This is a genomic window from Oleiphilus sp. HI0132, from assembly GCF_001635845.1.
On the sequence record NZ_LWGJ01001296.1, the window covers coordinates 1 to 1659 of the forward strand.

Below are 1659 nucleotides of genomic sequence, written 5' to 3' on the forward strand. Positions count from 1 at the left end.
GGTGAAGTGTGTCGGCAGAATTTAACAAGGAAATTGTTTATGTCTAAGTTACTATGCGGTCTAGCAGCCGGTATTCTAGTAATCAGCTCTACAACAGCTAACGCTGGATTAATTGGAGATACGGTAGATATTAAAGACAGGTTTGGCACACAATCAGCCGTTGTCGGGGCAGGGAGTGAGACGCGCACAGGTGGGTATGGTTTTGGAGTAAGTCATTTTATCAACTTGTCGGACAACGAGCTCTCAATTGGACTGGTTAATAGCTCAGCGACTCAGTGGGACTGGTCTGGATCAAATGGTGATTTCTGGGAAGTTCTAAATATGGATTCTGTTGTAGACTCTTCAGCAGTAATTTCAGGTTTTTCACAAGTTACAGGCCATTCTCTATATAGCTTTGATACATCGTTTTCAGACCACGGTATCCGAGTTGATATGGCAGGATTAAGTCCTTTTAGCATTGCTTCCGGGGATTTCGTTAGCTTTGATTTTTCCTTTGACTTTAAAGCGGTTAGTGTTCCTGAGCCAGCTACATACTCGCTGCTAGGTCTCGGGCTTCTAGCTATGGGGTTTGCGCGTCGTAAAGCTAAATAGTAGTCCAGAGTTTAGCGCAGCAGCAGCTCGGGGGAAGCCCTGAGCTTCCTCGAGAGATAAGGCTTAAGAAGCAACTTTCTTAAGGCTCTTCCTTTTTTGAATGGCGGCGATACATAGCTGTAATTACTTCGAGTTCTATGAAGGCTCATTTTCGAGCTATGTCAGTCATCGATCTTATTGTATAGCAGATTACTAAATGAATAGGGCGTTATCTTGGGTTAAATTGTATTGTTATTCCTTAACGAACAGCTTGTTAATTCTTATTCAGATTTTTTAGCGCATCATTAAGCATTTCCTCTGGCGGCTCTTCATATATAAGAGTTGTTGAGGCGTTTACATGCCCAGCAATTTTCTGAGCCACTTTAACTGACTTCTTCTGTTTATGGATCACATCTGTTATCAGTGAACGGCGACCACTATGTGAACTTGCTTTCTCGATCCCGGCCCAATTTCGGAGCATGAGAGCCATATGTTCCTGAAGTGTATTAGGAGAGTAGGGGCCACCTTTCTGGGTGATAAAGAGTGGATCACCAGGCTTTAGGTGTGATTCTTTTGATATACGAATTTGTAAATACTCAGTAAGAGCCCGCCTCAAATCAGTATCAACCATGGGAAGATCACGGGATTTACCTTTATGTTGTTTCACAGGAGGATAGAAATCTTCAGGGTTTACGTCAGCACCTACCTGAACCAGTTTTTCAACTTGACGTATCATTTGATCAAATGCTGACTTCTTAAAGCTGATGGTTTTGCGCTCATATTTACTCTTTGAGCGTTTCATGGCATCAGCGCCTTTCGTATACGAGGCGGGTAAGGTCATCACCTGAAGTAATGTGAAGTCGCAACGAGAAGTTAGTTGTGCAATCTCTTTTATTTGTAGCAAAGCAATCTCTTGCGCTCGCAATCCGAGCTTGAAACTGATTTGCATAATTGCAGTATTTTTCTCTGGATGACGGTTTTGCAGAATAACTTCGAATAAATGATGCTGTTCGTCTAAAGAGGGTACACGAGCTTGTCCATTTTTAGGCATAAATCAACCTTGCAAACAAAATCCGTAATAATGGGAAT

General features: G+C 42.3%; 2 protein-coding genes. One reads left to right on the forward strand and one right to left on the reverse strand.

Annotated features, from left to right (window positions below; genetic code table 11):
• Nucleotides 1–39 precede the first annotated feature (39 nt).
• Complete coding sequence (locus A3766_RS19725; protein ID WP_068515024.1) at nucleotides 40–591, forward strand: PEP-CTERM sorting domain-containing protein; 552 nt, start codon at nucleotides 40–42, stop codon at nucleotides 589–591.
• Between the two features lie 253 nt (nucleotides 592–844).
• On the opposite strand, the gene A3766_RS19730 is transcribed toward A3766_RS19725, so the two are convergent.
• On the reverse strand, nucleotides 845–1621 hold the full coding sequence (locus A3766_RS19730) for a site-specific integrase (RefSeq protein WP_068515018.1): 777 nt from the start codon (nucleotides 1619–1621) through the stop codon (nucleotides 845–847).
• Nucleotides 1622–1659 lie beyond the last annotated feature (38 nt).